The organism is Microbispora sp. GKU 823 (genome assembly GCF_002027145.1).
GTDB classification, from domain to species: domain Bacteria; phylum Actinomycetota; class Actinomycetes; order Streptosporangiales; family Streptosporangiaceae; genus Microbispora; species Microbispora siamensis.
Genome location: NZ_MWJN01000026.1, coordinates 55,854 through 80,965, shown reverse-complemented (window position 1 = coordinate 80,965; position 25,112 = coordinate 55,854). Strand labels below are relative to the sequence as shown.

Sequence of the window (25,112 nt, the reverse complement as noted above, 5' to 3'; positions counted from 1 at the left end):
CCGGCGTACGGCATGAGCAGCGCTTTCAACCGAAGGGTTGACGAAGGGGGGAGCTACGGCCTACGGTCCTTTAAACCATCGGGTTGAAACTGAGGGGGTGTTGGCCACGGACGCGCTGTCCCGGGTCTTCGCGGCCCTCGCGGATCCGACCCGGCGCGACATGGTCGCCCGGCTCTCGGAGGGCGATGCGACCGTGAGCCAGCTGGCCGAGCCCTACCGGATGACGCTGCAGGCCGTCTACAAGCACCTGCGGGTGCTCGAGGACGCAGGGCTCGTCAGCCGGCCGCGCGGGCCGCAGCCGCGGCCGGTACGCCTGGAGATCGAGGCCCTCGACCTGATGGACACCTGGATCGAGCGGCACCGGGACCGCGTCGAGCGGCGCTACCGCCGCCTCGACGCCGTCCTGGCGGAGATGAAGAGAGACGAGCATGAAGAGGATCATGGAGGCGGTCATCGAGGCCGACCCGAGGCTGCCGGTCATCCGGGTGACTCGTGACTTCGCGGCGACGCCGGAGCAGATGCTGCGCGCCCACACGGACCCCGCGTTGTTCGCCCGGTGGGTGGGTCCCGACACCACGGTCACCCGGATCGAGCACTGGGACGCGCGCACCGGCGGCAGCTGGCGGTACGTCTCGGTGCACGACGGCACGGAGTACGGCTTCCACGGCTGCTTCCACGAGGTACGGCCGGGCCGTATCGTGCAGACCTTCACGTTCGAGGGCGATCCCGACGGAGTCGCGCTGGAGACGCTGTGGTTCGAGGACCTGGGCGACGGCCGTACGCGACTGCGGGCGCAGTCGCTGGTCGACAGTTTCGAAAGCCGCGACGCGTGGCTGCGCAGCGGCATGGAGACCGGCGTCGACGAGGGATACGCGAAGCTCGACCGGATGCTCGCCGATGGCACTGTCTGACCGCCCAGGCGAGCGGCACCGGCAGGTCGCCGGGCTGTTCACCGACCGGGTCCGCGGCGCCCGGTCCTGGGACGTGCCGTCCCCGGTCCCGGGCTGGACCGCCCGTGACGTCGTGCGTCACCTGACCGAGTGGCTCCCCGGGTTCCTCGCCTCCGGCGCCGGTATCGGCCTGCCGCCTGGACCGTCCGTGGACGAGGACCCGGTCGCCGCGTGGCAGGTTCACTGCGACGGGGTGCAGGCGGTGCTCGACGATCCGGAGACGGCGCACCGGGAACTCACCAACCCGCACGTGGGCAGCCTGCCCCTGGAGACCGCGATCGACCGGTTCTACACCGCCGACGTGTTCATGCACACCTGGGACCTGGCCAGGGCCACCGGTCAGGACGACCGGCTGGACCCCGGCTTCTGTGCCCGGCTCCTCGCCGAGATGGAGCCGATGGAGCAGACGATCCGCTCCTCCGGCCAGTTCGGCGCCCGGGTCGAGGTGCCCGGGGGCGCCGACGCCCAGGCCAGGCTGCTGGGTTTCATCGGCAGGGACCCGTTCTGGCCGGGTCAGCGGTCGGTGCCGCGGTCACGGCGGCGCAGGTAGCGCTCGAACTCCGCCGCGATGGCGTCGCCGCTGGCCTCGGGCAGCTCGGCCGCGTCCTTGCGCTCCTCGAGCTCCCGCACGTACTCGGCCACCTCGCTGTCCTGGGCCGCCAGCTCGTCCACGCCGTGCTCCCAGGCCCGCGCCTCCTCGGCCAGGTCGCCGTACGGCATCGGGATGTCGAGCATGTCCTCGATGCGGCGCAGCAGCGCCAGGGTGGCCTTGGGGTTGGGCGGCTGGGCGACGTAGTGCGGGACCGACGCCCACAGGGACACCGTCCGCAGCCCGGCGGTGCCGAGGGTGTGCTGCAGCACGCCCACGATGCCCGTCGGGCCCTCGTACTTGGTCAGCTCCAGGTTGAGCGCGCGGGCCATGCCGGGGTCGCTGACCGAGCCGGTGATCGGCACGGGCCGCGTGTGCGGCGAGTCGTTGAGCAGCGCGCCGAGCAGGATGGCCAGCTCGATGCCGAGATCGTGGCAGAGCCCGACGATCTCGGCGCAGAACGACCGCCACCGCATGTTGGGCTCGATGCCGCGCAGCAGCACCACGTCGCGCTTGGCGCCCGGCGGACGGGCCAGCAGCAGCCGCGTCGTCGGCCAGACGATGGAGCGGGTCACGCCGTCGCCGAGCTCGACCACCGGCCGGGTCACCTGGAAGTCGTAGTAGTCCTCCGGGTCCAGCTCGACGAGCGGGGTGGCCTTCCACTCGGACTCGAGGTGCGCGAGCACGCCGCTGGACGCCTCGCCGGCGTCGTTCCATCCCTCGAACGCGGCGATCAGCACCGGGTCGACGAGCTCGGGGAGCCCTTCGAACTCGATCACGCGCCGCCTCCTCACTGGCCTTGTGCAGTATGGCTCAGTCCAAGACTATTCGGTGAGGGGCCCCGAACGTCACCTTCGCCGGGCACCGGCCCGTCGCACGGCCGTGACCTGCGGCGCCGGGCCGGCGGATGTGGGCCCGCCGTCCCCTCGCACAACCGATATTCCCGCTTACCGCGCGCGGACGATATTCCGTTCGGCGGGGCCGATAGGCTTGCCTCCATGACCAGCAGACCGTCGTTCCGAGAAGTGCTGTCCGAGCGAGTCCTGATCGCCGACGGAGCCATGGGGACGATGCTGCAGTCCTACGACCCCACCCTTGACGACTTCCAGGGCCATGAGGGCTGCAACGACGTGCTCAACGTGAGCCGCCCCGACATCGTGCGGGCCGTGCACGACGCGTACCTGGAGGTGGGCGTCGACTGCGTCGAGACCAACACCTTCAACGCCAACCGCGCGGCACTGGGCGAGTACGGCATCGAGGACCGCATCTTCGAGCTCTCCGAGGCCGGCGCGCGCCTGGCCAGGGAGCGCGCCGACCACTGGTCGACGCCGGACCGGCCCCGGTTCGTCCTCGGCTCGATGGGCCCCGGCACGAAGCTCCCCACGCTCGGCCACCTGCCGTACGAGACGCTGCGCGACGCCTACCGGGACAACGCCGCCGGCCTGATCGCGGGCGGGGCCGACGCCCTGATCATCGAGACCTGCCAGGACCTGCTGCAGGTGCGGGCGGCGGTCGTCGGCGCCAAGCGTGCGGTCGAGGCCGCCGGGCGGGACGTGCCGATCATCACGCAGGTCACCATCGAGACCAACGGCGCGATGCTGCTCGGCTCCGAGATCGGCGCCGCGCTGACCGCGATCGAGCCGCTCGGCGTCGACCTGATCGGCCTCAACTGCGCCACCGGCCCCACCGAGATGAGCGAGCACCTGCGCTACCTGGCCAGGCACTCGCGGATCCCGATCTCCTGCATGCCGAACGCCGGCCTGCCGCAGCTCACCGCCGACGGCGCGTACTACCCGCTGAGCCCGGGGGAACTGGCGGACGCGCACGAGGCGTTCACCCGCGACTACGGGCTCGCGCTCGTGGGCGGCTGCTGCGGCACCACACCCGAGCACCTGCGCCAGGTGGTCGAGCGGGTGGGCGGGCGCGCCCGCGGCGAGCGGCGGCCCCGCCCGGAGGCGGGGGCGGCGGTCGCTCTACCAGCACGTGCCGTTCCGGCAGGACACCTCCTACCTCGCCATCGGCGAGCGGACCAACGCCAACGGTTCCAAGGCGTTCCGCGAGGCGATGCTGGCGGGCGACTACGAGGAGTGCGTGGAGATCGCCAGGGCGCAGGCCCGCGACGGCGCGCACATGCTCGACCTGTGCGTCGACTACGTCGGCCGCGACGGGGTCGCCGACATGAAGGAACTGGCGTTCCGGTTCGCCACCGCCTCGACGCTGCCGATCGTGATCGACTCCACCGAGCCCGCCGTGCTGGAGGCCGGGCTGGAGATGCTCGGCGGCCGGGCCGTGGTCAACTCGGTGAACTACGAGGACGGCGACGGCCCGGACTCGCGCTACCAGAAGATCATGCGCCTGGTGAAGGAGCACGGCGCGGCCGTGGTCGCGCTGACCATCGACGAGGAGGGCCAGGCCCGCACCGCCGAGGGGAAGGTGCGCATCGCCACCCGGCTCATCGAGGACCTGGTGAACACCTGGGGCATGCGGGTCGAGGACATCATCGTCGACTGCCTGACGTTCCCGATCGCCACCGGCCAGGAGGAGACCCGGCGCGACGCCGTCGAGACGATCGAGGCGATCCGCGAGCTCAAGCGCCGTTACCCGGGCGTGCAGACCACGCTGGGCGTCTCCAACGTGTCGTTCGGCCTCAACCCGGCCGCCCGCATGGTGCTGAACAGCGTCTTCCTCAACGAGTGCGTCAACGCGGGGCTCGACTCCGCGATCGTGCACGCCTCCAAGATCCTGCCGATGAACCGGATCCCGGACGAGCAGCGGCAGGTCGCGCTCGACCTCGTGTACGACCGCAGGCGCGAGGGCTACGACCCGCTGCAGCGGTTCATGGAGCTGTTCGAGGGCGTGGACGCGGCGTCCATGAAGGCCGGCAAGGCGGCCGAGCTGGCCGGGCTGCCGCTGTGGGAGCGGCTCAAGCGGCGCATCATCGACGGCGAGCGCAAGGGACTGGAGGCCGACCTCGACGAGGCCCTGGCCCAGCGGCCGGCCCTGGAGATCATCAACGACGTGCTGCTCGACGGCATGAAGGTCGTCGGCGACCTGTTCGGCTCCGGTGAGATGCAGCTTCCCTTCGTGCTGCAGTCGGCCGAGGTGATGAAGACCGCCGTGGCCTACCTCGAACCGCACATGGAGAAGGTCGAGGGCAGCAGCAAGGGCCGCATCGTGCTGGCCACGGTCAAGGGCGACGTCCACGACATCGGCAAGAACCTCGTGGACATCATCCTGTCCAACAACGGCTACGACGTGGTGAACCTCGGCATCAAGCAGCCGGTCTCGGCGATCCTGGAGGCCGCGGAGGAGCACCGCGCCGACGTGGTCGGCATGTCCGGGCTCCTGGTCAAGTCCACGGTGGTCATGAAGGAGAACCTTGAGGAGATGAACTCCCGGGGCCTCGCGGAGAAGTACCCCGTGCTGCTCGGCGGCGCCGCCCTGACCAGGGCGTACGTGGAGCAGGACCTGGCCGACCTCTATCGGGGCGAGGTCCGCTACGCGCGTGACGCGTTCGAGGGCCTGCGCCTCATGGACGCCTTCATGGCGGTCAAGCGCGGCGAGGACGGCGCCACGCTGCCGCCGCTGCGCGCGCGACGGGTGAAGACCGGCGCCGTGCTGAAGCGGACCGCAGAGGAGGACCTGCCGGCCCGCTCCGACGTCGCGGCCGACAACCCGGTGCCCACCCCGCCGTTCCTCGGCGACCGGATCGTGAAGGGCATCCCGCTGGCCGACTACGCCGCCTTCCTCGACGAGCGGGCGACGTTCATGGGCCAGTGGGGCCTCAAGGCCGCCCGGGGCGGCGAGGGCCCGTCGTACGAGGAACTGGTCGAGACCGAGGGCAGGCCCCGGCTGCGGATGTGGCTGGAGCGGCTGCAGACGGAGAACCTGCTGGAGGCGGCGGTCGCCTACGGCTACTTCCGCTGCGTCAGCGAGGGCGACAGCCTGATCATCCTGGACGACGACGGGAAGGAGCGGACCCGCTTCACCTTCCCCCGGCAGCGGCGCGACCGGCACCTGTGCCTGTCCGACTTCTTCCGCTCCCGTGAGTCCGGCGAGACCGACGTCGTCGCTTTCCAGGTGGTCACGATGGGCAACCGGATCAGCGAGGCCACCGCCGAGCTGTTCGCCAAGGACGCCTACCGCGAATACCTGGAGCTCCACGGCCTGTCGGTGCAGCTCACCGAGGCGCTGGCCGAATACTGGCACGCGCGGGTGCGGTCGGAGCTGGGCATCGGCGGCGACGAGTCGCTGGCCGACATGCTCAAGGTGAACATCACCGGCTGCCGCTACTCCTTCGGCTACCCGGCCTGCCCCAACCTGGAGGACCAGGTGCAGGTCATGGAACTGCTCGACCCCGCCCGCATCGGCGTGACGCTGTCGGAGGAGTTCCAGCTCCACCCCGAGCAGGCCACCTCCGCCCTGGTCGTCCACCACCCCGAGGCGAAGTACTTCAACGTCTAGACCGGCCGCATGGGCGTCCACGCGCGCCCCTTACCATGTTGGTCCCCCCTGATCGGGGGTCTCACCGGGGGAAGGGGCCACGTGGACGCCGTTCTGTTCGACATGGACGGGTTGCTCGTCGACACCGAAGGGGTGTGGTTCGAGGTCGAGACCGAGGTGGTCACCCGCCTCGGCGGGGCCTGGGGCCCGGAGCACCAGGAGCAGCTCGTGGGCGGTTCCTGGGACCGCACCGTCGCGTACATGCTGGAGCTGACGCAGGCCGACGTCGACCCCGCGGTGGTGGGGGAGTGGCTGATCGACGGCATGGAGAGCCGGCTGTCGACCGGCGTCGAGCCCATGCCGGGAGCCCTCGACCTGCTACGGGGGCTCGGCGACCAGGGCGTGCGCACTGCGCTGGTCACCTCGTCGCTGCGGATCATCGCCGACGCCGTGCTCAAGGCGGTCGGCCGGGAGCACTTCGAGGTCGTCGTGACGGCCGACGACGTCTCGCGCACCAAGCCGCACCCGGAGCCGTACCTGACCGCGGCCGACCTGCTGTCGGTCGACCCGGAGCGGTGCGTCGCACTGGAGGACTCGCCGAACGGCGTCGCCTCGGCGACCGCCGCGGGCTGCCGGGTCGTCGCCGTGCCGGGCGTCCTGCCGATCGCCCAGGCGCCCGGGCGGGTCGTCATGCCCTCGCTGCTCGACGTGGACGTGGACTTCCTGCGGTCGCTCGTCCGGTGACGCGGGCCCCCGCATGATCGCCTGCGGAGTGCCAGGATGGGGGTACGCCGTGGACGAAGGGGACCCGCCATGACATTCAACGACATCGCCTGGCTGCCACTGTGCGCCGGCCTCACCGCGGTGGGCATCGGGCTCAGCTATCTGGCCTTCCGGCGCAGGGGGGCGACCGCCGGTCTGCGGGCCACCGCGTGGTCCCTGCTGCCGCTGGCCGCCTACCTCACCGGCGCGCTGCAGACGCTCTGGAACATCGGCGCGGCGGCGGTGGGCTTCGTGACCGGCCTGGTCCTGTCGCCCGCGGTGTGGGCCGGGGTGGTCCTGGCCGGGCTGTCGGCGCTGCTGTTCGTCGTCTCCGGCACGCTGCGCGGTCGCACCCTGTCCCGGGCCCGTACGGCACGGCCGGAGGCGGGTGGCGCCACCGCGTCGCCGGAGCGGTCGGCCACGCCTAAAACGGCACAGACCGGGAAGACGGCACCACGACAGGTGGAACAGCCCGCCGGGGATGATTTCTCAGACATCGAGGACATCCTCAAGCGCCGGGGGATCAGCTGAACATCCCACATCGTGGGACCAAGTTACCGGCCAGTGCAATGTTACGGTTCCACGACATAATCGAAACGGGACGCGGACAAACCCTTCAAGATCAACACGAATGAGTTTCGCGTGAATCACAGTTGAGCCACAGGGCACCTCTGGGGACTGGTCAGCCCAGCTCAGACCATAGATTCTGCCTCCGGGGGTCGCACACCACGCGACCCCTTCGGACAATGTCGTCTGGGATCCAGGGGGCCTGCACCAAATGGCCGTGCGAGGCAAGGTCGTGAGCGGCCGCCGCTTCTCTGTCGCCGGATCGATCCCGGGCTACCCCGAGCGCGTCACCGCGGGTGCGGTCCGCTCGGGCAGGGCGAAGGAGGATCGATGACCGCGCCGATGGACGTCACCGGTGGGGACACGCAGGCCACGCCGGAGGCCGTCGTCGACGCGTCGGGCGGCAAGGCGATCCAGGGCCGCTCCCTCGGCCAGATCGCCTGGATGCGCCTCAAGCGCGACAAGGTCGCCCTGGCCGGCGGACTGATCGTCATCCTCCTGATCCTGATCGCCGTCTTCGCGCCGGTGATCGTCGGGGCGTTCGGGCAGGACCCGACGCAGTTCAACTCCGACCTCATCGACTCCTCCACGATGGCGCCCAAGACGGGCACCGGCATCAGCGCCGAGCACCTGTTCGGCCTCGAGCCGGTGAACGGCCGCGACATCTTCAGCCGGGTCGTGTACGGCGCGCGGATCTCGCTGCTCATCGCCTTCCTGGCCACCCTGCTCTCGGTGGTCATCGGCACCCTGCTCGGGGTCACCGCCGGATATTTCGGCGGCCTGGTCGACTCGATCATCAGCAAGACCATGGACGTCTTCCTGGCGTTCCCGATCCTGGTCTTCGCGATCGCGCTCGCGGGCATCGTCCCCGACTCGGCGTTCGGCCTGACCGGCGACACGCTGCGCGTCTCGCTGCTGGTGTTCATCATCGGCTTCTTCAACTGGCCGTACATCGGGCGCATCATCCGGGGGCAGACGCTGTCGCTGCGCGAGCGGGAGTTCGTGGACGCGGCGCGCAGCCTCGGGGCGCGCGGGCCGTACATCATCTTCCGCGAGCTGCTGCCGAACCTGGTCGCGCCGATCCTCGTCTACGCGACGCTGCTGATCCCCACGAACGTCCTGTTCGAGGCGGCGCTGTCGTTCCTCGGCGTCGGCGTACGCCCGCCCACCCCCACCTGGGGCGGCATGCTGTCGGACGCGGTGCGGTTCTACACGATCCCGCACTTCATGTTCTTCCCCGGCATGGCGATCTTCATCACGGTCCTGGCGTTCAACCTGTTCGGCGACGGCCTGCGGGACGCTCTCGACCCGAAGGCCCGCTGAGCCCCTCCCTTCCCCGTAAAGTCCCCCGGCTCCTATCACCAAGGGGTTTGCAATGCTAAGAAGAAGACTGGGTGTGGCGGCCACCGGCGCCGTGCTCGCCCTCGCCGTGGCCGCCTGCGGCGGCGGTTCGGGCAGCAGCACGCCGTCGTCGTCCGGCGGTGCCGCGGCCGGCTCCGACTCCAAGGCCGAGTTCAACGCCGCCCTGACGGGGGTGGTCAACCCCTCGGACAAGAAGGGCGGCATCCTCAAGTTCGCCAACGGCGGTGACTGGGACTCCCTCGACCCGGGCGACACCTACTACGGCTACTCCTGGAACTTCATCCGGCTGTACGGCCGGTCGCTGCTGATGTTCAAGTCCGCCGTGGGCAAGGAGGGCAACCAGCTCGTCCCCGACCTCGCCGAGGACATGGGCACGCCGAGCGACGACGCCAAGACCTGGACGTACAAGCTCAAGAAGGGCATCAAGTTCGAGGACGGCACCCCGGTCACGTCCAAGGACGTGAAGTACGCCGTGGAGCGGTCGTTCGACAAGGAGGTGTTCCCCGACGGGTACACCTACTTCAACGACTTCCTCGACTGGCCGAAGGGCTACAAGGGCGCGTACAAGTCCAAGGACGTCAACACCGACAGCGCGATCGAGACGCCCGACGACTACACGATCGTCTTCCACCTCAAGCAGCCGCTGAGCAACTTCGACTACTTCGCCCAGCTTCCCGCCACGATCCCGGTCCCCAAGGACAAGGACACCGGCGCGAAGTACAAGGAGCACATCATCTCCACCGGGCCGTACAAGTTCGAGAAGAACGAGATCGGCAAGGGCTTCACACTGGTCCGCAACGACAAGTGGGACCCGGCGACCGACCCGAACCGCAAGGCGCTGCCGGACGGCTACGAGGTCTCCACCAACGTCAACGCCGACGACATCGACAACCGGATCATCGCCGGCGACCTCGACGTCGACGTCGCGGGCATCGGCGCGCAGCCGGCGGCCCTCGGCCGGCTCCTGTCCGACCCCGCGATGAAGGCGAACACCGACAACCCGACCAGCACCCGCCTCTGGTACACCTCGATCAACGGCAACGTCCCGCCGCTCGACAACATCGAGTGCCGCAAGGCCGTCGAGTACGCCGCGGACAAGGTGGCCCTCCAGACCGCCTGGGGCGGCGAGTTCTCCGGCGGGCAGATCGCGACCAGCATGCTGCCGCCGGCGATCCCCGGCCACGAGGACTTCAACCTCTACCCGCCGGGCGCCGACAACAAGGGCGACCTGGCCAAGGCCAAGGAGGCGCTTGCCGCCTGCGGCCAGCCCAACGGCTTCGAGACCAACATCTCCTACCGGGCCGAGCGGCCGAAGGAGAAGGCGGCCGCCGAGGCGCTGCAGCAGTCCCTCGGCCGGGTCGGCATCAAGCTCACGCTCAAGCCGTTCCCGCAGGCCGACTACTTCGCCCTGTACGCCGGCAAGCCGGGCTACGCCAAGGAGAACAAGATCGGCCTGGCCCAGAACGGCTGGATGTCCGACTGGCCCGACGGCTTCGGCTTCCTGCAGCAGATCGTCGACAGCCGCGTCATCCGCGACACCGGCGGCTCCTCCAACATCAGCGTCCGCGACCCCGAGGTCGACAAGCTCATCGACCAGGCGATGAAGGAGACCGACACCAACGCCCGCAACGCGCTCTGGACCCAGATCGACAAGAAGGTCATGGAGGGCGCCTACGTCCTGCCGAACGTGTGGACGAAGACCCTGCTCGTGCGCAGCAAGAACGCGACGAACATCTTCGTCAACGAGGCGTACGGCATGTACGACTACCTCGGCATGGGCGTCAAGTAAGCGTCCGCCGAGACCAGACAGATCCGATAGACGCGTGAACGCGGCAAGGGGGCCGGTCCCACCGGGCCGGCCCCCGGAGCCGGGGGGACTGTGGTCACATACATCATCCGGCGGCTGATCTGGGCGTTCGTGATGCTCACCATCGTGAGCATCGTCACGTTCGCCATCTTCTTCCTGGTGCCCCGCCTGGCCGGCGCCACCTCGGAGAGCCTGGCCGCGCGCTACGTGGGGCGCACCGCCTCCGCGGAGCAGGTCAAGATCGCGGCCGAGAAGCTCGGCTTCAACGATCCGCTGGTCGTGCAGTACGGGCGGTTCGCCAAGGGCATCGTCGCCGGCGCCGACTACGACTACGGCCCCGGCGTGGAGCACTGCCCCGCGCCCTGCTTCGGATACTCCTTCCTCACCCGGCTCCCCGTCTGGCCCGACCTGATGGACCGGCTGCCCGTGACGATCTCGCTGGCCATCGGGGCCGCCGTCATCTGGGTGATAGCCGGTGTGGCGACCGGCGTCCTGTCCGCGCTGAAACGTGGCAGCGTGTTCGACCGCGCCGCGATGAGCGTCGCCCTGGCCGGCGTGTCACTGCCGATCTTCTTCACCGGCATCGTCTCGCTGGTCGTCTTCAGCTACGGCACTCCGTTCCGCATCACCGCCCCGGGCGGCAGCTTCACGCCGTTCGACGAGAACCCGGCCATGTGGGCCTACAACCTGATCCTGCCGTGGATCACGCTGGCCTTCCTGTACGCCGCCGGCTACGCGCGGCTCACCAGGGCGGGCATGCTGGAGACGATGAACGAGGACTACATCCGCACCGCCCGGGCCAAGGGCCTGAACGAGCGGACCGTCGTGGTCAAGCACGGCCTGCGCGGCGCGCTGACCCCGATCCTCACGATCTTCGGCCTCGACCTCGGCCTGCTGCTCGGCGGCGCCGTGCTCACCGAGAGCACCTACTCGCTGCCCGGCATGGGCAAGTACGCGATCGACGCGATCCTCGCCCAGGACCTGCCGAAGGTCATGGGCGTGACGCTCGTCGCCGCGTTCTTCGTGGTCTTCGCGAACCTGATCGTCGACCTCCTGTACGCCGTCGTGGACCCGAGGGTGAGGCTGGGATGAGCTTCCTGGAACTGAAGGACCTGCGGATCCACTTCCCGACGGACGACGGCCTGGTCAAGTCCGTCGACGGGCTGTCGTTCACCCTGGAGCGGGGCAAGACGCTCGGCATCGTCGGCGAGTCCGGCTCCGGCAAGAGCGTGACCAGCCTCGGCATCCTCGGCCTGCACAAGGGCGGGCGCGCCCGCATCTCCGGCGAGATCTGGCTGGACGGCGAGGAACTCGTCGGCGCCAGCCAGGAGCACGTCCGGACGCTGCGCGGCAAGAAGATGGCGATGATCTTCCAGGACCCGCTGTCGGCGATGCACCCGTTCTACACGGTGGGCGACCAGATCATCGAGGCCTACCGCATCCACAACGACGTCAGCAAGAAGGTCGCGCGCAAGCACGCGATCGACATGCTCGGCCGGGTGGGCATCCCCCAGCCGGAGCGCCGCGTGGACAGCTACCCCCACGAGTTCTCCGGCGGCATGCGGCAGCGCGCCATGATCGCGATGGCGCTGAGCTGCGACCCCGAGCTGCTGATCGCCGACGAGCCGACGACCGCGCTCGACGTGACCGTGCAGGCGCAGATCCTCGACCTGATGCGCGACCTGCAGCGCGACTTCGACGCCGCGCTGATCATCATCACGCACGACCTCGGCGTCGTCGCCGAGCTGTCCGACGACATCCTCGTGATGTACGGCGGCAAGTGCGTCGAGTACGGCACGTCCGACGACATCTTCGAGCGGCCCGAGCACCCCTACACGTGGGGCCTGCTCGGCTCGATGCCGCGGCTGGACCGCGAGCCGACCGAGCGGCTGATGCCCATCAAGGGCTCGCCGCCCTCGCTGATCAACGTGCCGTCCGGCTGCGCCTTCCACCCGCGCTGCGCCTTCGAGGAGCGTACGGGCGGGCGGGCCGCCACGCAGGTCCCCGAGCTGCTGGAGACCGAGGGCGGCCACCTCGTGCGCTGCCACCTGCCGCGCGAGCGGCGGCGCGCCATCTGGGAGAACGAGATCAAGCCGAACCTGGAGGCTTCGTGAACGAGGAGCCCTTGCTGTCCGTACAGGGGCTGGAAAAGCACTTCCCGGTCACGAAGGGCCTGCTCAAGCGGCAGGTCGGCGCGGTCAGGGCCGTCGACGGCATCAGCTTCGACGTGAAGAAGGGCGAGACCCTCGGCCTGGTCGGCGAGTCGGGATGCGGCAAGACCACCACCGGACGCCTCATCACCCGGCTGATCGAGCCGACCGGCGGGAAGATCCTGTTCGAGGGCAACGACATCACGCACATGTCCCAGGGCCGGATACGTCCGCTCCGCAGGGACGTGCAGATCATCTTCCAGGACCCCTACAGCTCGCTCAACCCCCGGCACACGGTGGGCGCCATCGTGGGCGCGCCGTTCCGGATCCAGGGCATCAAGACCGAGCAGGGCACCAAGAAGGCGGTCCAGGAGATCCTCGAACTGGTCGGCCTGAACCCCGAGCACTACAACCGCTACCCGCACGAGTTCTCCGGCGGTCAGCGGCAGCGCATCGGCATCGCCAGGACGCTCGCGCTCAAGCCCAAGCTGATCATCGCGGACGAGCCGGTGTCCGCGCTCGACGTGTCGATCCAGGCCCAGGTCGTCAACCTGCTCGAGGACCTGCAGAGCGAGCTCGACCTCACCTACGTGGTGATCGCGCACGACCTGTCGGTGGTGCGGCACATCAGCGACCGCGTCGCGGTGATGTACCTCGGCAAGATCGTCGAGATCGCCGACCGCAAGGGCCTGTACGAGTCGCCGATGCACCCGTACACCAACGCGCTGCTGTCGGCGGTCCCGATCCCTGACCCCAAGCGGCGCAAGGAGCGGGAGCGCATCCGGCTGCAGGGCGACGTGCCCTCCCCGCTCAACCCGCCGCCCGCCTGCCGGTTCCACACCCGCTGCTGGAAGGCGCAGGAGATCTGCAAGCAGGTCGAGCCGCCGCTGGAGACGCTCGCCCCCGGCCACCAGGTGGCCTGCCACTTCCCCGAGAACGCCCCCTCCGGCGGCGCGGCCGCGGCCCCGCAGCAGACGGCCGCCGCGCCCGCGGACTGAGTCTTTCCGCCGGTACGGCCCCCGCCGTCTTTCCCCCCAGACGGTCCGCGGGAGCCGTACCGGCGGGGCGTGTTCCGCCACCTCGGCCACGCCCCTGTCACGACGGTATCGGGGCGCGTCCCGGCCCGGCATCGGCCTTCCGTACGGCTCTCGCCCACGCCCACGGGATGACCGGGCCCGCCCCGCTCCTCCCGTGGTCGTAGGCCGAAGGTCAGGAGAAGGCGCCGGGGACGATCAGGCCGGTCTCGTACGCGAGCACGACCGCCTGGACGCGGTCGCGCAGCCCCAGCTTGGTCAGCACGTTGCCCACGTGGGTCTTCACGGTCGTCTCGCTGACCACGAGCTGGGCGGCGATCTCGGCGTTCGACATGCCCTTCGCGATCAGGCGCAGCACCTCAAGCTCGCGCTCGGTGAGCCGGTCGAGCCGCGCGGGGGTGGCCTGCTGGTGGGCGGAGGGCAGCCGGGTGGCGAACCTGTCCAGCAGCCGCCGGGTGACGCTCGGCGCCACGATCGCGTCGCCGGCCGCCACCACGCGGATCGCCTGGACCAGCTCGTCCGGCGGCACGTCCTTGAGGAGGAACCCGCTCGCGCCCGCGCGCAGCGCCTCCACGATGTACTCGTCCAGGTCGAACGTGGTCAGCACGAGCACCTTCGGCACGTGGGCGCTCGGCGCGGCCTCCCGCACGATGCGGCGGGTCGCCTCGATGCCGTCGGTGCCGGGCATGCGGACGTCCATGAGCACCACGTCGGGCAGCAGGGCCCGGGACTGCTCCATGGCCACCGCGCCGTCGCCCGCCTCGCCCACGACGGTGACGTCGGGCTCCGCCTCCAGGATGAACCGGAACCCGGTGCGCAGCAGCGGCTGGTCGTCGACCAGCAACACCCGGATCGTCATGATGCGTCCGTCCTGGGATGGGCGGCGGGCCGCCGGGTGGAGGGGGACACCCTGATCGTCATGGTCTGTCCTTGAGGGGGCTCTTCTACTTGAGGGGGCTCTACTTGAGGGGGAAGCGGGCGCGGACCTCGAACCCGCCCCCGGCGCGGGGACCGATCCGCAGAACTCCACCATAGAGCGCCACGCGCTCGCGGATGCCGACGAGGCCGTGTCCCTTGCCCCCGATCCGGACCGACTCCTCCGCCGCGCCGCGCCCGTCGTCCTCGACGTGGATGCTCAGCTCGTTCGGCTCGTGCCGTACGGTCACCCAGGCGCGGGCGGCGGCCCGGCGTGCCGCAGGCTGTTGGTCAGCGCCTCCTGCACGAGCCGGTAGGCGGCCAGGTCCACCCCGGGCGGCAGGCCGCGCCGCTCGCCCTCGATCCACAGCTGGGTCCGCAGCCCCGCCTCGCGCATCTGCTCCACCAGCGTGGGCAGGTCGTGCATGCCCGGCTGCGGCCCGCGCTCGGCCGGGCCGTCGGTGCGCAGCACGCCGACGATGCTGCGCATCTCCGCCATCGCCGTACGGCCCATCTCCTCGATGGCGGTGAGGGCGTCCCGCGCGACGTCGGGCTTGGTGTCGAGCATCTTGCGGGCGGCGGCGGCCTGGACCGTCATCACGCTGACGTGGTGGGCCACGACGTCGTGCAGCTCCCGGGCGATGCGGGAGCGCTCCTCGGCCCTGGCGGCCCTGGTGTCGGCCTCCCGCGCCCGCTCAAGCCGGTCGGCCCGCTGCACCAGCTCCGCGAGGTAGGCGCGGCGCAGCCGCACCGCCCGGCCGCACACCCAGCACAGCAGCAGGACGGCGGTGACGACGACGTGGTCGGTCCAGGACGGGGTGATGACCCCGGCGACGGCGCCTGCGGCGTAGGAGGAGAAGGAGAGGACGAGGGCGGCCAGGCTCAGCGCCAGCCCCCGGCAGACGGCCACGGAGTAGAGCAGGACGAGCCCGCCGAACTCGCTCAGGCCGGGGTCGTAGTGGAGCGCGTCGAGCGCCGCCTGAGGGACGCAGGTGGCCACCAGCAGCACGAAGGGCCGGCTCCGCCGCAGGGCCACCGGCAGCGTGCAGGCCGCCGCCAGGATCAGGTTCAGCGCGTCCGCCGGGCGCGGCGGGACGGACCGCAGCCACCCGGCTCCCTCATCGGGGCCGGTCGAGGCGATCCACCACAGGGACGCGGTCGTCAGCACCACCGCGAGGATCGAGTCGGAGACCAGGGGATGAGCCCGAAGCCAGGACCGCGTACTGCCGGGGGTGGTGCGCACGAACCAAATCTAGGCGTTCGCCGCCCGCGTCCACCCTGCCCGGGAGGGATATCCGGCCTCCTCCCCACGGAGGAGTCCCCCGGGGTCACAGTTCGTCGCTGGCCGACCTTCTGCTGACGCGGGCGGACAGCCCGGGCTCGCGGTCGGGCACGGGCGGCGGGGTGCCGCCGAACTCCGGGCACAGCGCCTGGTGGTCGCACCAGTCGCACAGCCGCGAGCGGCGGGCGCGCCACTCCCGGGTGCGCACGGCGCGCTCGATGGCCGCCCAGAGCGCCTCGACCTTGCGCTCGGTCGCCCGCAGGTCCGCCTCGTCCGGGACGTAACGGACGATCTCGCCGTTGCCCAGGTACATGAGCTGGAGCATCCGGGGGACCTGGCCGCTGCGCCGCCACAGCGCGAGCGCGTAGAACTTCATCTGGAACAGCGCCTTGGCCTCCCACTCGCGCCCCGGCGCCGTGCCCGTCTTGTAGTCCACGACCCGCATCTCGCCGGTCGGGGCCACGTCGAGCCTGTCGATGTAGCCGCGCAGCAGCAGCCCACTGTCGAGCACGACCTCGACGTACATCTCCCGCTCGGCGGGCTCCAGCCGCCGGGGGTCCTCCAGCGTGAAGTAACGCTCGACCATGCCGCGGGCCTGCGTCAGCCAGGCGTCCCGCTCCTCGTCGTCCTCGAACAGCCCCGCGTAGTCGGGCTCCTCGGAGAGCAGCCGCCGCCACTGGGGCTCAAGCAGGTCCTGGGCGGCGGCGACCGTCCGCGCCTCCGCGGGCAGGTCGTAGAGCCGTTCCAGCACGGCGTGAACGAGCGTGCCCCTGACCGCGGCGGCCGAGGGCCGCTCGGGGAGCTGGTCGATCACCCTGAACCGGTAGAGCAGGGGGCAGGTCATGAAGTCACCGGCCCGGGAGGGGGAAAGCGCCCCGATCACGGCGCGCTCTTCGGCGAGGGTCATGCCGGAACTGTAGGACACCGGGCCGACAGAACGCTCCCGCCCCTCGCCGCGCGCGCCGTCGCGGGCTCAGGCCGAGCCCGCGCCCGCGGCGGCGAGCACCGGCACATCACGCCTGATCGGATCGATGGCGGGCAGCCGGACCACGAAGCGCGCGCCGCCGGCGTCGGAGTCCTCGATGTGTATGGTGCCGCCGTGCGCCGAGGCGATCTCCCGGCAGATCGCGAGACCCAGCCCGGCGCCGTGAGGATCGACTCGGAGCGACTTCTCCGACCTGACGAACCGCTCGAAGAGCCGCTCCCGATCGGCGGGCGGCACCCCGTCCCCGTCGTCGTCGACGGCCATCTCGGCGATGTCTCGATCACGCCGTACGGTGACGACGATCGATCGCCTGGCGTGCCGCTGGGCGTTGCTCAGCAGATTGAGCAGGATCCGGCCGAGCTGCGTCGGCACGCCGTTCACGCACACCTCGGGCTGGAGCCGGAGCCGGACCGGGACGGGCCCGCTCTGCCAGGAGACGTGCTCCTTCACCACCGCGGAGACGTCGACCGGGCCAGGCCGGGTGGTCGCGATCTCCGCCCGCAGCCGGCACAACGTGAGAAGGTCGTCGATGATGGATTCCAGCCGGTCGATGTCCCGCAAACCCTCGCGGAGCAGTTCGTCGAAATCGGTCTCCGGAATGTGAAGCTGCGCCTCCTCGAGTTTCACGCGGAGGGCGGTGAGGGGGCTGCGGAGCTCGTGTGAGACGTCGGAGGCGAACCGGGAGCACCGAGCGGCGTGGTCGAGGGTGGCGTTGATGCTCTCGGCCAACGGGGCCATTCCCGTGTGGTGCTCCGGCTTCTGGATCCGCCCGCTGCCGTCACCGCTGTTGATCTCGTCGAGGCGCCGGCGGAGCTGCTCGACGAGGGCGGGCTCGGGCCGGACGAGCCGATGCGCCAGCCATCCCATGCGCATGAGCAGTGCCGTCATCAGGGCGCTGGTCATGCCGTCGAACAGCCGCGCGCGCAGGCCCATGTCGCCCGACTACCCAGGTGGGCGGGGGAATGACCCACCGGGGCGAAAGTATGTGCGAATTTTACAGTGTGTATCGGTCGCGCGCCGGCCCTGCCCGCGCGCCGGGACGATCACCCGGTGCGCGACGGTAGGGCGAGCTCTTAGGCTGACCTCACGGCCCGGCGCGTAGCATCGAGGGGCGTGGGAGGGGAAGGCGGCCACATGAGCACACCGGTCAAGGAGTCCACCGGACTGCGGATGGGACGGCCGTTCGGCATCCCGGTCTACGTCTCACCCACCTGGCTCATCGTGGCGGCGTTCATCACCTACAGCTTTCAGCCGGTCTTCGCCGCCAGTCTTCCCGGATACGGGCTCATCGGCAGCTCCGTGGTGGCGCTGGTCTTCGCCGTCCTGCTCTACGCCTCGGTCCTGCTCCATGAACTGGCGCACTGCGTCGTCGCCAAGTACTACGGCCTTCCCGTGCGCAGGATCACCCTCTACATGCTCGGCGGCGTCTCGGAGATCGAGCGTGAGCCCGAGACGGCGGGCCGGGAGTTCAACGTGGCGCTCGCCGGGCCCCTGCTCTCGCTGGGCCTTGCGACGATCGGTTACGTGGTGTCCGCGGTCGCGTTCGTGACCGGTCCCGTCGACCCGCTGTCCATGTTCCTGCACCCGCCCGATGGGCTCGTGCCGGTGCTGATCTGGCAGCTTTGGTCGTCCAACCTGATCGTGGGCATCTTCAACCTTCTCCCCGGACTGCGCTCGACGGCGGGCGGATGCTGCGGGCCGCCGTGTGGAAGGTCAAGCGCGACGCGGGCACGGCACGATGGCCGCCGCGTGGGTCGGCCGCGGCGTCGCGATCGCGGTGGTCGTGGTACCGCTGCTGATGAACCTCATGGCCGGCCAGGAGCCCGGCATCGGGAGCATGCTCTGGACGGTGGTGCTGGCGTCGTTCATCTGGCTCGGGGCCTCCCAGTCGCTGCGGGTGGCCCGTGTACGGGCCCGGCTGCCGCAGTTGCGGGCCCGGGTGCTGGCCCGCCGGGCGATCCCGGTCACCGCCGAGGTGCCGCTGTCGGAGGGCCTGCGCCGGGCGCGGGAGGCGGGAGCGGGCGCCATGGTGGTGGTCGACCACGACGGGCGGCCGGTCGGCATCGTCAACGAGGCGGCGGTCAACGCCACTCCCGAGCAGCGCAGGCCGTGGGTCAACGTCGGCGCCCTGTCCCGCGCCCTGGAGCCCTCCCTCGTGCTCGGCGCCGACCTGGAGGGGGAGTCCCTGCTCGACGCCATGCGGGATACCCCGGCGCCGGAATACCTGCTCGTCGAGCGGGGCGGCGAGATCTACGGCGTGCTCGCCACCGCAGACGTCAACCGCATGTTCAGCGGCGTGTGAGCGCGACGTCGCCGGGGACCGGGGTGTTGATCGAGACCGGGGCCGGGTGCCGTCCGGCCGCCCGCCGCGGGCTCCGGCAGGCCGGTTCACCACTCTTTTTTGCTACTTTCTGGGGTGATCGATCCGGCACATGGCGTGCCGGCGATGGTGCCGGTCATCCGGTGGCGTTTCCGGAGGGAGAACTTCTGTGACGGAACAGGGCGTGGGGGTGGTCCGCCCGCTGCCGGGGGAGGGCGTGGTCGCCCATCTGAACGGTTTGCTGCTCGTGTGCGCCACCGGCGGCGACCAGCCGGTCGAGGACCTGCTGGGCGCGCTGAGCGAGACCGCCACGACGGGCGGGGACGGCCGGGCGCTGGCCCGGCGGGTGGCCCAGGTCCTCGCGCGCGCCATGGACAGGTCGCTCGGCGGGGAGCCGGTGGCCTGCGCGGTCGCCGGGCCGGCCGGGGGCGGCGTGGCCGTGCTGGTCAGCGGGGCCGCGTACGCGACCGTGTCGGGCGGCCCGGACGGCGAGGTCCGCCTCGCCGGGCACGACGCGCTGACCTGGACCGACCGTCTCGTCAACGGCCCGGTGTCCCGGGTCGAGCTGCGCCTGCCCGGAGCGGGCCCGTCGAGCCCGTACGCCAGGCTGGACGGCGGCGTGGTCACCGGGGCAGGGCTGGAGTGCGACTTCACCCGGCACGGCGACCTCGCCTTCCCGCCGCTGCCCCCGCGCCCGCCCCAGCCGCAGCAGGGTCAGCAGCAGGGTGTCCAGCCCCCGCCCATCGGCGCTCCGGAGCCGATCGCCCCGCGCGGACCCGTGGTGCCGTCGCCCACGCCGTCGCCCGTGCCGCCGCCGCCCGTGTCGCCGTTCCCGTCCGGTCCGATGCCCGGCGGCGGGCCGTCGGGCGACGCAGGAGGGCCCTCCACGGGATCGTCCCAGCCGCTCGCGCCACCGCCCGTACAGCCGCCGTCCCACGTCTCCCAGCCGCTGCCGCCGCTGCCGCCCGCCCTCTCCGACCCGGGGCCTGCGCACCACTCGGGACCGCAGCCGCTGCCCCCGCTGCCCGAGCCGGCCGAGGATCGTGACCTGGGCGGGCCGCACGACCTGGGCGGGCCGGACGGCCCGCCGAGCGGGCCGTTCGAGCCGGTGCCGCACGCACCCGCCGACGAGGAGCCGGGCGAGGCGACCCAGATGGACGCGGCGCCCGAGCCGGAGCAGCGGCCGATGGTCTACGGCGTCGACTGCAAGAACGACCACTTCAACGACCCGCGCGCGCCCTACTGCGCGGTCTGCGGCATCCCCATCGACCAGCGGGCGGTGGTGCCGTACAAGGGGCCCCGGCCGCTGCTCGGCGTGCTGCTGCTCGACGACGGCATGGCGCTGCCGCTGGAGGCCGACTACCTGCTGGGCCGCGACCCCGAGCGCGCGCCCGAGGTGCAGTCGGGCGAGGCCAGGCCGGCCAGGGTCACCAGCCCCGACGGCTCGGTGTCGCGGCGCCACCTGCGGGTCTTCCTGGACAACTGGGACGTCAACCTGCTCGACCTGGGCTCGGTGAACGGCACCCAGATCCAGCCGCCCGGCGACCCCAACTTCTACGACATCCCGCCGAACGAGCCGGTGCCGATCCTGCCCGGCACGACCGTCCGTGTCGGCGTCTCGCGCACGATGCGGTACGAGGCCCACCGCAACGCCTGACGATCCCCGAGGCCGCCGGGGCCACCTGCCCCCGGCGGCCGGATCAGGGAGTGTCTGACGAATGCTGGCCGCGCGCAGCAGGGCTTGATTTGCCAGACACGACCTTAAGGGCGGAGCCGGTCGATCTCGCTCAGGATCAGCCGTTCCAGCCGCTCGCCGGTGACGTGCGCCGGATACAGCAGCCGGTGGACGCTCAGCCCGTCCACGAGCGCCAGCAGCCGTTCCGCCACGTCCTCCAGGTCCTCGTCCGTACGGATCTCACCGGCCTCGGCGGCGCACCTGAGCAGGCTCGTCACCAGATAGCGGAGCTCGGCGGCCTCCCGCCGCTGGACCTCAAGCAGCGCCGGGCTGGTCAGGCTGCGCCCCCAGAAGCCCACCTCCAGCCCGGTCTCCCCGGCCCGCTCGTCGTCGAGGGGCACGTTGTCGAGCAGCAGCTCGCGCAGCGCCGCCAGCCCGGTGCGGCCCGACAGCTTCTCCCGCAGCCGGTCGGCGATCCGGCGATGGGACGCCTCCAGGGCCGAAAGCAGGATCTCGTCCTTGTCGGCGAAGTAGTGCGTGAGCACGCCGTTGGAGTAGCCGGCCTCCTTGGCGATGGCCCGCGTCGTCGCGGCCTCGATGCCCTCGCGCAGGATGATCCGGCGGGCCGCCGCGACGACCTCGCCCCTGCGCTCCTCGTGATTGACGATCTTCGGCATGGTCCACCACCTCGGTTGACATTTTAGTCGGGCGCCCGTCTATTATCCGCTCATGACGGTAGTGACGGTCGGCGTGCATATCGTCGACGTCCTGGCCCGCCCGGTCGAGTCCATCCCGGCCGGTCAGGACACCCACCTGCTCGAGCAGATCCGCATCACCGCGGCCGGCGCGGCCGCGGGCACGGCCGTGGCCCTGGCGAAGATCGGCGTGCCGGTCGCCTCGATGGGCGCCGTCGGCGACGACGAGCTCGGCGACTTCCTCCTGATGATCATGGCGCGGCACGGCGTGGACGTGAGCGGCGTGGTGCGCAGGCCGGGGGAGCAGACGGCCGCCTCGATCCTGCCCATCCGTCCCGACGGCGGACGGCCCTCGTTCCACGTGCCCGGGGCCAACCTGGGCCTGGCGACCGCCGACCTCGACGCGGACCGTCTCACCGGCGCGAAGGTGGTGCACCTCGGCGGCATGGACGTCACCTGGGGCCTGCACGACCCCGCCTTCTTCGCGCTGCTCGACAAGGCCCGCGAGGGCGGCACGACCGTCACGCTGGACCTGCTGTCGAACATGCCCGACCTCATGCCGGGCGTCCGCGCGTTCCTGCCCCACGTCGACTACCTCCTGCCCAACGAGGAGCAGGCCCTGATGCTCAGCGGGGCGCCGACGCCGGAGGAGGCCGCGGCCGCGCTGCTCGCCGAGGGCCCGAAGGGCGTGATCGTCACCCTGGGGGCCGCCGGCAGCCTCGTGGCCACCGCCGCCGGAGTCACCCGCGTGCCCGCCCTGGACGTGCCGGTGGTCGACACCACGGGCTGCGGCGACGCGTACTGCGCCGGATTCGCCGCGGGTCTGCTGCGCGGCCGGGACGTCCTCGGCGCGGCCCGCCTCGGCACCGCCGTCGCGCCCGGGTCGCGGGCGGCCTCGGCTCCGACGCCGGTCTCGACGGCTCCGTTCCCGGCGACTCCGTTCCCGGCGACTCGGGCCCGGACGCCTGACCCCGGCCCCCCACCTCCCCGATTTCCCCGATCTCAGGAGTGCCGCCCATGTCCCTCGACGCCTCCCTGCGGGCCCGTGCCGCGAAGGTCATCCCCGGTGGCATGTACGGCCACCTGAACGCGGCCCTGCACGGGGACCGCTACCCCCAGTTCTTCGTCCGTGCCGAGGGCGCCCGGCAGTGGGACGCCGACGGCCGTGAGTACGTCGACCTGATGTGCAGTTGGGGGCCGATGATCGTCGGCCACCGCAATCCGCGGGTGGAGGCCGCCGCCGCGGCGCAGCAGGCGGAGGGCGACTGCCTGAACGGCCCCGGCCCGGTCATGGTGGAACTCGCCGAACTGCTGGTGGACCTCATCCCGTCCGCCGACTGGGCCATGTTCTCCAAGAACGGCACCGACGCCACCACCCAGGCGCTGATGGTGGCCAGGGCGGCGACGGGCAGGACCAAGGCGCTGGTCGCCCACGGCGCCTACCACGGCGCGACCCCTGGTGCACGCCCGGCCTGTCCGGAGTCACCCCCAACCAGCGGGCGGACACGATCGAGTTCACCTACAACGACCTCGCCAGCGCCGAGCCGCCGCGGCCCAGGCGGACGGCGACGTCGCCGCCATCCTGGTCACCCCGTTCAAGCACGACTCGTTCGAGGACCAGGAGCACGCCGACGCGGAGTTCGCCCGGGGGCGTGCGGGCGCTGGCCGACCGGATCGGCGCGGCGCTGGTCATCGACGACGTACGCGCCGGGTGGCGGCTGGACCTGCGCGGCTCGTGGGAGCCGCTCGGCGTGCGCCCCGACCTGACGGCCTGGAGCAAGGCGATGGCCAACGGCTTCCCCATCGCGGCGCTCACCGGGACCGACGCGCTGCGCGGGGCGGCCCAGACGCTGTATTCGACCGGTTCCTTCTGGTTCTCCGCCACCGCCATGGCCGCCGCCAAGGCGACGATCGAGATCCTGCGCGAGACCGACGGCGTCGCGCTCATGCACCGGGCCGGGACCCGGCTGCGCGAGGGCCTCGCCGCCCAGGCGGCGGCGCACGGCTTCGTGGTCCGCCAGACCGGCCCGGTGCAGGTGCCGTGGCTGTCCTTCGAGGGTGACGACACCCTGGAGAAGGGCATCGCCTGGGCTGGAGCCTGTCTGGAGGAGGGGGTCTACCTCCATCCCTGGCACAACTGGTTCCTGTCGGCCGCCCACACCGACGAGGAGATCGACCGGGCCCTCCAGGGCACCGACGCCGCCTTCGCCAAGCTGAGGGCCGCGTACGGAGCCGACTGAGGGAGCGGCCGGCACCGGCGTGGCCGGGACGCCCGACGGGCGTGCCGCGCCGCGGACGGTCCCGCGTCGGGCACCGGGTTCCGGGCGGCGCCCGAGCGCGGGAGGTCCGTTCCGCTCTGAGGCCTCAGGGGCGTGTCCTGGCCCACTGGACGTCGTCAACGCGGGTGCCTCCGGGGCCGGGCAGCAGCCCCTCGACGAGGTACTCCCGGGTGAAGCCCGCCCGTTCGAGCACGCGGTGCGACGAGACGTTGTCCGGCGTGGTCCCGGCGATGATCCGGCGCAGCGGCGTGTTCGCGAACGCCCACTCGATCAGCAGGTTCGCCGCCCGGGTCACCAGGCCCCTGCCGCGGAACTCCGGACGGAGGCTGTAGCCGAGCATCGCCTGGCCGAGATCCGGGATGATGCCGGTGAGCTGGATGTCCCCGGCGTACTCGCCGGTCCCCGCGTCCCTGATGGCGATGTCCGCCCGCTGCCCGGTCAGCCACCGGTGCCCGGCGTACCGGCAGACGACCTCGCTGTCCGCGTACTCCGGCTGTCCGGGCGGCACGTGCGAGTCCATCACGTCCGGCACGGACGCCAGCGCGAAGTAGTCGGCGGCGTCGGCGGTGGTCAGCGGCGTGAGCCGGACGACGCCGTCGCTGAGCGAGCCGCCGGGGAACCCTCCGGGGAAGAACGGCAGGAAGGGCGTGATCGGGTCACCGGGGTCGGTGCTCAGCCGCCCGAACGCGGCGATGTCGCCGGGGGTGCCGCCCCGGGGAGCGCCGGCCCGCGCAGCACGCCCTCGTAGGCGAAGCCGCACCGCAAGGCGACCTGCTGGCTCCCGACGTTCTCCACGTCGGCGAGCAGCCCGATCCTGGGGACGCCCCGGGCGAAGGCCCGCTCGGCGAGCGTCCGCACGGCGGCCGTGGCGACGCCGCGCCCCCGGGCCCACGGCGCCAGCCAGTAGCCCACCTCCGAGGCGCCGAAGCGGTCCGGCGGCTTGAGCCCCGCGGTCCCGAGGATCTCGTCCGTGACCGGGTCGGCGGCGACGAAGCCGGCACCGCCGTTCTCCCACATCTCGGGCACGGTCTTGGTGATCCACGCCAGCGCGTCGTCCCGCGAGTACGGCGAGGGGAGGAAGGGGATGAACCTCGCGATATCGGGGTCGGCGCAGGCTCGGGCGATCTGGTCGGCGTCCCCCTCGACCGGCAGGCGCAGAACGGCCGGCCCGGCGGGGATCGCCTCTTGGGGCAACATGTCCCATTGTTACCAGCAGTGACACCGCACCGGCCAGGTGTTTTCCCCGCCGCCGCCGTCGCTCCGTCCGGGCAAATCTCGTCGGTCGCGGCACTAGCCT

The 25,112-nt window shown here is 71.4% G+C and carries 24 protein-coding genes and 2 pseudogenes; 17 read left to right on the top strand and 9 right to left on the bottom strand.

Annotated elements, in window-relative coordinates; genetic code table 11:
- Nucleotides 1–97: 97 nt before the first annotated feature.
- Genes B1L11_RS16350 through B1L11_RS16340 form a run of 3 tightly spaced genes read left to right on the top strand, consistent with a single transcriptional unit; the run spans nt 98 to nt 1,500 of the window.
- Nucleotides 98–496, top strand: a complete 399-nt coding sequence (locus B1L11_RS16350) for an ArsR/SmtB family transcription factor (protein WP_372974681.1) — start codon at nt 98–100, stop codon at nt 494–496.
- The gene (locus tag B1L11_RS16345; RefSeq protein ID WP_079315268.1) at nt 429–911 is read left to right on the top strand and encodes an SRPBCC family protein; all 483 of its coding nucleotides are present in this window, start codon (nt 429–431) and stop codon (nt 909–911) included. The genes B1L11_RS16350 and B1L11_RS16345 overlap by 68 nt, the downstream gene beginning before the upstream one ends.
- Nucleotides 898–1,500, top strand: coding sequence for a TIGR03086 family metal-binding protein (locus B1L11_RS16340; protein ID WP_079315267.1), 603 nt, complete (start codon nt 898–900; stop codon nt 1,498–1,500). The genes B1L11_RS16345 and B1L11_RS16340 overlap by 14 nt, the downstream gene beginning before the upstream one ends.
- On the opposite strand, the gene B1L11_RS16335 is transcribed toward B1L11_RS16340, so the two are convergent.
- Nucleotides 1,464–2,318 (bottom strand): PAC2 family protein, encoded by an 855-nt coding sequence (locus B1L11_RS16335; RefSeq protein ID WP_079315266.1) that lies wholly within the window; start codon nt 2,316–2,318, stop codon nt 1,464–1,466. The genes B1L11_RS16340 and B1L11_RS16335 overlap by 37 nt on opposite strands.
- 219 nt (nt 2,319–2,537) lie before the next feature.
- Here B1L11_RS16335 and metH point away from each other — a divergent pair.
- The 8 genes and pseudogenes from metH (at nt 2,538) to B1L11_RS16295 (ending at nt 13,628) form a co-directional block, all read left to right on the top strand.
- Nucleotides 2,538–6,003: pseudogene (gene metH / locus B1L11_RS16330) on the top strand (methionine synthase).
- Between the two features lie 81 nt (nt 6,004–6,084).
- Complete coding sequence (locus tag B1L11_RS16325) at nt 6,085–6,726, top strand: HAD family phosphatase (RefSeq protein ID WP_079315265.1); 642 nt, start codon at nt 6,085–6,087, stop codon at nt 6,724–6,726.
- Nucleotides 6,727–6,795: 69 nt separating this feature from the next.
- Complete coding sequence (locus B1L11_RS16320; protein ID WP_079315264.1) at nt 6,796–7,275, top strand: cellulose synthase; 480 nt, start codon at nt 6,796–6,798, stop codon at nt 7,273–7,275.
- Nucleotides 7,276–7,641: 366 nt separating this feature from the next.
- Entirely contained in the window at nt 7,642–8,634 is a 993-nt protein-coding gene (locus B1L11_RS16315) for an ABC transporter permease (RefSeq protein WP_079315263.1), read from the top strand.
- A 52-nt stretch (nt 8,635–8,686) separates the two neighbouring features.
- Complete coding sequence (locus B1L11_RS16310) at nt 8,687–10,462, top strand: ABC transporter substrate-binding protein (protein ID WP_079315262.1); 1,776 nt, start codon at nt 8,687–8,689, stop codon at nt 10,460–10,462.
- A 90-nt stretch (nt 10,463–10,552) separates the two neighbouring features.
- The gene (locus B1L11_RS16305; protein ID WP_079315261.1) at nt 10,553–11,572 is read left to right on the top strand and encodes an ABC transporter permease; all 1,020 of its coding nucleotides are present in this window, start codon (nt 10,553–10,555) and stop codon (nt 11,570–11,572) included.
- Entirely contained in the window at nt 11,569–12,594 is a 1,026-nt protein-coding gene (locus B1L11_RS16300) for an ABC transporter ATP-binding protein (RefSeq protein ID WP_079315260.1), read from the top strand. The genes B1L11_RS16305 and B1L11_RS16300 overlap by 4 nt, the downstream gene beginning before the upstream one ends.
- Nucleotides 12,591–13,628, top strand: coding sequence for an ABC transporter ATP-binding protein (locus tag B1L11_RS16295; protein ID WP_179155175.1), 1,038 nt, complete (start codon nt 12,591–12,593; stop codon nt 13,626–13,628). The genes B1L11_RS16300 and B1L11_RS16295 overlap by 4 nt, the downstream gene beginning before the upstream one ends.
- A gap of 211 nt (nt 13,629–13,839) precedes the next feature.
- On the opposite strand, the gene B1L11_RS16290 is transcribed toward B1L11_RS16295, so the two are convergent.
- The 5 genes from B1L11_RS16290 to B1L11_RS16275 form a co-directional block, all read right to left on the bottom strand.
- Entirely contained in the window at nt 13,840–14,523 is a 684-nt protein-coding gene (locus tag B1L11_RS16290) for a response regulator transcription factor (RefSeq protein ID WP_079315259.1), read from the bottom strand.
- A 100-nt stretch (nt 14,524–14,623) separates the two neighbouring features.
- Nucleotides 14,624–14,830: a sensor histidine kinase gene (locus tag B1L11_RS54025; protein ID WP_306291663.1), complete on the bottom strand. Its 207-nt coding sequence runs from the start codon at nt 14,828–14,830 to the stop codon at nt 14,624–14,626.
- Entirely contained in the window at nt 14,827–15,822 is a 996-nt protein-coding gene (locus B1L11_RS16285; RefSeq protein ID WP_306291662.1) for a sensor histidine kinase, read from the bottom strand. Before B1L11_RS16285 ends, B1L11_RS54025 begins: the two co-directional genes overlap by 4 nt.
- A gap of 85 nt (nt 15,823–15,907) precedes the next feature.
- Entirely contained in the window at nt 15,908–16,768 is an 861-nt protein-coding gene (locus B1L11_RS16280; RefSeq protein WP_079315258.1) for a PD-(D/E)XK nuclease family protein, read from the bottom strand.
- A 66-nt stretch (nt 16,769–16,834) separates the two neighbouring features.
- Nucleotides 16,835–17,779 carry a sensor histidine kinase KdpD gene (locus B1L11_RS16275; RefSeq protein ID WP_079315257.1) on the bottom strand — a complete coding sequence of 315 codons (945 nt, stop codon included), beginning with the start codon at nt 17,777–17,779 and terminating at the stop codon, nt 16,835–16,837.
- 201 nt (nt 17,780–17,980) lie between these two features.
- On the opposite strand from B1L11_RS16275, the pseudogene B1L11_RS54020 reads away from it, so the two are divergent.
- The 3 genes and pseudogenes from B1L11_RS54020 to B1L11_RS54010 form a co-directional block, all read left to right on the top strand.
- Nucleotides 17,981–18,334, top strand: a pseudogene (locus B1L11_RS54020) (site-2 protease family protein); the annotation flags it as partial.
- A gap of 250 nt (nt 18,335–18,584) precedes the next feature.
- Complete coding sequence (locus B1L11_RS54015; protein ID WP_306291661.1) at nt 18,585–19,148, top strand: CBS domain-containing protein; 564 nt, start codon at nt 18,585–18,587, stop codon at nt 19,146–19,148.
- Between the two features lie 187 nt (nt 19,149–19,335).
- On the top strand, nt 19,336–20,823 hold the full coding sequence (locus B1L11_RS54010) for an FHA domain-containing protein (RefSeq protein ID WP_079315256.1): 1,488 nt from the start codon (nt 19,336–19,338) through the stop codon (nt 20,821–20,823).
- Nucleotides 20,824–20,927: 104 nt separating this feature from the next.
- Here the strand turns inward: B1L11_RS54010 and B1L11_RS16260 are convergent, their stop codons facing one another.
- Nucleotides 20,928–21,518 (bottom strand): TetR/AcrR family transcriptional regulator, encoded by a 591-nt coding sequence (locus B1L11_RS16260; RefSeq protein ID WP_079315255.1) that lies wholly within the window; start codon nt 21,516–21,518, stop codon nt 20,928–20,930.
- Nucleotides 21,519–21,570: 52 nt separating this feature from the next.
- Between B1L11_RS16260 and B1L11_RS16255 the strand changes: the two genes are divergently transcribed.
- The 3 genes from B1L11_RS16255 to B1L11_RS50955 are packed head-to-tail and all read left to right on the top strand — an operon-like array spanning nt 21,571 to nt 23,776.
- Nucleotides 21,571–22,623 carry a carbohydrate kinase family protein gene (locus tag B1L11_RS16255; RefSeq protein WP_218671159.1) on the top strand — a complete coding sequence of 351 codons (1,053 nt, stop codon included), beginning with the start codon at nt 21,571–21,573 and terminating at the stop codon, nt 22,621–22,623.
- Nucleotides 22,554–23,303: an aminotransferase class III-fold pyridoxal phosphate-dependent enzyme gene (locus B1L11_RS50960; protein ID WP_256862597.1), complete on the top strand. Its 750-nt coding sequence runs from the start codon at nt 22,554–22,556 to the stop codon at nt 23,301–23,303. The genes B1L11_RS16255 and B1L11_RS50960 overlap by 70 nt, the downstream gene beginning before the upstream one ends.
- Nucleotides 23,189–23,776: an aminotransferase class III-fold pyridoxal phosphate-dependent enzyme gene (locus tag B1L11_RS50955; RefSeq protein ID WP_256862596.1), complete on the top strand. Its 588-nt coding sequence runs from the start codon at nt 23,189–23,191 to the stop codon at nt 23,774–23,776. Before B1L11_RS50960 ends, B1L11_RS50955 begins: the two co-directional genes overlap by 115 nt.
- A 124-nt stretch (nt 23,777–23,900) precedes the next feature.
- On the opposite strand, the gene B1L11_RS50950 is transcribed toward B1L11_RS50955, so the two are convergent.
- Both B1L11_RS50950 and B1L11_RS50945 read right to left on the bottom strand, forming a co-directional pair.
- On the bottom strand, nt 23,901–24,575 hold the full coding sequence (locus B1L11_RS50950; protein ID WP_256862595.1) for a GNAT family N-acetyltransferase: 675 nt from the start codon (nt 24,573–24,575) through the stop codon (nt 23,901–23,903).
- On the bottom strand, nt 24,488–25,012 hold the full coding sequence (locus B1L11_RS50945) for a GNAT family N-acetyltransferase (RefSeq protein WP_256862594.1): 525 nt from the start codon (nt 25,010–25,012) through the stop codon (nt 24,488–24,490). The genes B1L11_RS50950 and B1L11_RS50945 overlap by 88 nt, the downstream gene beginning before the upstream one ends.
- Between the last annotated feature and the right edge of the window lie 100 nt (nt 25,013–25,112).

Coding starts and splice junctions, on each gene's coding strand:
- B1L11_RS16260 (WP_079315255.1), bottom strand. CDS start 21,518: ATGCCGAAGATCGTCAATCACGAGGAGCGCAGGGGCGAGGTCGTCGCG.
- B1L11_RS16340 (WP_079315267.1), top strand. CDS start 898: ATGGCACTGTCTGACCGCCCAGGCGAGCGGCACCGGCAGGTCGCCGGG.
- B1L11_RS50960 (WP_256862597.1), top strand. CDS start 22,554: ATGTCCCTCGACGCCTCCCTGCGGGCCCGTGCCGCGAAGGTCATCCCC.
- B1L11_RS16300 (WP_079315260.1), top strand. CDS start 11,569: ATGAGCTTCCTGGAACTGAAGGACCTGCGGATCCACTTCCCGACGGAC.
- B1L11_RS16310 (WP_079315262.1), top strand. CDS start 8,687: ATGCTAAGAAGAAGACTGGGTGTGGCGGCCACCGGCGCCGTGCTCGCC.
- B1L11_RS54015 (WP_306291661.1), top strand. CDS start 18,585: ATGGCCGCCGCGTGGGTCGGCCGCGGCGTCGCGATCGCGGTGGTCGTG.
- B1L11_RS16280 (WP_079315258.1), bottom strand. CDS start 16,768: ATGACCCTCGCCGAAGAGCGCGCCGTGATCGGGGCGCTTTCCCCCTCC.
- B1L11_RS50945 (WP_256862594.1), bottom strand. CDS start 25,012: ATGTTGCCCCAAGAGGCGATCCCCGCCGGGCCGGCCGTTCTGCGCCTG.
- B1L11_RS16255 (WP_218671159.1), top strand. CDS start 21,571: ATGACGGTAGTGACGGTCGGCGTGCATATCGTCGACGTCCTGGCCCGC.
- B1L11_RS16275 (WP_079315257.1), bottom strand. CDS start 17,779: ATGGGCCTGCGCGCGCGGCTGTTCGACGGCATGACCAGCGCCCTGATG.
- B1L11_RS16290 (WP_079315259.1), bottom strand. CDS start 14,523: ATGACGATCCGGGTGTTGCTGGTCGACGACCAGCCGCTGCTGCGCACC.
- B1L11_RS16345 (WP_079315268.1), top strand. CDS start 429: ATGAAGAGGATCATGGAGGCGGTCATCGAGGCCGACCCGAGGCTGCCG.
- B1L11_RS16315 (WP_079315263.1), top strand. CDS start 7,642: ATGACCGCGCCGATGGACGTCACCGGTGGGGACACGCAGGCCACGCCG.
- B1L11_RS16320 (WP_079315264.1), top strand. CDS start 6,796: ATGACATTCAACGACATCGCCTGGCTGCCACTGTGCGCCGGCCTCACC.